The following is a 2,798-nucleotide window of genomic DNA, read 5'->3' on the forward strand; positions in this document are numbered from 1 at the left end:
GGTGCGCGCCGGAACACCGGTGCGCTACAAGGCCGTCGTGGTCGACCACGCGGGACGCACCGCGAGCGACACCGCCGCCACCACCGCCGGACAACTCCCCGCCCCCGAGAAACCGACCGCGAAGCGACACCACGCGGTCGTCCACCACCGGCGCACGGACGGCGACTACGACGGGCTGCTGCTGCGGACCGCCGACGGTACGACGGCCCGGTTCGCCGGCCGCGACGCCTACGGCGCCTTCGCGTGGATCACCCCCGGCCCCGGTGCCGGCGCCATCCGGTTCACCGTCGAGAAGGACGGAGTCCCCGACGGACCCGAGCGCGTCCTCGACGTCGCCGTGTCCGGCGAGGTGTGGACCGAGCAGAACAGCCCGACTGTCCTGAAGGCCAGACCCGAGTCCGCCCACCCGCCCCAGGACGGCACCAAGGCGGTGCTGCATTACCACCGGCCCGACGGCGACTACGAGGGATGGGGTCTGCACACCTGGACGGGGGCCGCCGACCCGCCCGAGTGGAACGACCCCGTCCTGCCGGTACGCGAGGACCCCTTCGGGCTCGTCTTCGAGGTGCCGCTGAACGACGGAGCCACCTCCCTCAGCTACATCCTGCACAAGGGGCAGGAGAAGGACGTCCCCGAGGACGAGGCCCTCGACTTCTCCCTCCACGGGCACGAGGTCTGGCGCGTGGCGGGCGACCTCACCTATCTGACGCCCTCTCCCGGTGGCGCCTTCGGCCTCGATCTGCGCGCGGCGGAGGCCACCTGGATCGGTGACGACACCGTCGTGTGGGCGGGTGAGGGCAGCGGCGTGGCCAGTCAGCAACTGGTGTACGCCACCGAGGGCGACCTCACGATCGAGAACGGCTCACTGACCGACGAGGGACAGTGGCTGCGACTCGTACCGACCGAGCTGACCGAGGCCCAGAGGTCCCGCTACCCCCAGTACGCACAGGCCTCGGTGTTCCGCGTGGACCCGCGGGACCGCGACCGCGTCGGCCAGGCACTCCGCGCCCGGCTGATCGCCACCCAACGCGCCGACGACGGGGCCCTGCTGGGCGCCACCGGCGTGCGCATCGAAGACACCCGACCGGAAGGACCCCGTAAGTGATCGGCTCGCTCCCGGACCGAAGAGGCCGAAGAGGACGAAGAGGCCGCTCCGGCGGCACGCACCACGGAACCGTGCCGGGGCCCACGGCCGGCCGCACGACCGCGGCCGCCGCGGTCGTCGTGGCCGCACTGCTCGCCACGGCGCTGAGCACACCCCAGCAGGCAGCCGCGGCACCGCGGCTCCCCGGTCCGCCGTCCGACGCCCGGCTCGCCGCCGAGCCGCCCCGCCACGACCTGACCCGGGAGCAGGCGTACTTCCTGCTGCCCGACCGGTTCGCCAACGGCTCCCGGGCCAACGACCGCGGAGGGCTCGGCGGAGACCGGACCACGACGGGATTCGACCCGACGGACAAGGGCTTCTACCAGGGGGGTGACCTGAGGGGCCTGATCGAGAAGCTCGACTACATCAAGGGCCTCGGCACCACCGCGATCTGGATGGCGCCGATCTTCAAGAACAAGCCGGTGCAGGGCGGTGGCGAGTCCGCCGGCTACCACGGCTACTGGATCACCGACTTCACTCAGGTCGACCCGCACTTCGGCACCAACGCCGAGCTCGCGGAACTCATCGACAAGGCCCACGCCAAGGGCATGAAGGTCTTCTTCGACGTCATCACCAACCACACCGCCGACACCGTCACGAACGTCGAGAAGAAGTACGGCTACCGCGCCAAGGGCGCCTACCCCTACCTCGACACCCGGGGCCGTCCCTTCGACGACAGCTCCCGCATGGGCAAGGTCGACCGGGACAGCTTCCCCTACACGCCCGTGGTGAACGAGGACGAGGCCGACGCGAAAGTCCCGGCGTGGCTGAACGACCCCACGATGTACCACAACCGGGGCGACTCCACCTTCGTCGGCGAGAGCGGCCTCTACGGCGACCACACCGGTCTCGACGACCTGTGGACCGAACGGCCCGAGGTCGTCGAGGGCCTGGAGAAGATCTACCAGAGGTGGGTCAGGGACTTCGACGTGGACGGGTTCCGCGTCGACACGGTCCGCAACGTCGACATGCCGTTCTGGACGCAGTGGGCGACCGCGATCGACGCCTACGCCGCGAAGAAGGGACGCGAGGACTTCTTCGTCTTCGGCGAGACCCTCTCCTCCGACCCGGCCGTCACGGCGCCCTACGTGACCGAGGGCCGGCTCGACGCCACCCTCGACTTCCCGCTGCAGAACGCCATTCGCGGCTACGCCTCCCAGGACAAGCCGGCGAGCACCCTCTCCGCAGTCCTGGCCCAGGACTACCGCTACACCACGGACAAGGCCAACGCCTACGAGCAGGTCACCTTCCTCGGCAACCACGACATGGGGCGCATCGGGAGCTTCGTCAGTCAGGACAACCCGGGTGCGGGCGACGCGGAGCTGCTGCGCAGGGACCGGTTCGCGCACGAGCTGATGTTCCTGTCCCGTGGCAATCCGGTGATCTACGCGGGTGACGAGCAGGGCTTCACCGGACCGGGCGGGGACAAGGGCGCCCGGCAGACGCTGTTCGCGTCGAAGGTCCCGGACTATCTGGACGACGACCAGATCGGCACGGAGCGTACGCATGCCTCGGACGCGTACGACCCGGCGCATCCGCTGTACAAGGCGATCGCTTCCCTTTCGGAACTGACGAAGCGTCACCCGGCTCTGCGTGACGGTGTGCAGGAGGAGCGGTACGCGGACGACGGTCCGGGTGTGTACGCGTTCTCGCG

2 protein-coding genes are annotated in these 2,798 nt (G+C 70.1%); both read left to right on the plus strand.

Translation table 11 applies throughout. The annotated features are described in order from the left end of the window. Positions 1 to 1,105: pullulanase-associated domain-containing protein (locus ACFWJB_RS35405; RefSeq protein WP_386927424.1), on the plus strand; the 1,105-nt coding region annotated here is incomplete at its 5' end. Between the two features lie 71 nt (positions 1,106 to 1,176). Continuing rightward, on the plus strand, positions 1,177 to 2,798 hold a 1,622-nt coding region (locus ACFWJB_RS35410), incomplete at its 3' end, for an alpha-amylase family glycosyl hydrolase (RefSeq protein WP_386927426.1).

The organism is Streptomyces sp. NPDC127100 (assembly GCF_042724095.1).
In the GTDB taxonomy this organism is placed as follows: domain Bacteria; phylum Actinomycetota; class Actinomycetes; order Streptomycetales; family Streptomycetaceae; genus Streptomyces.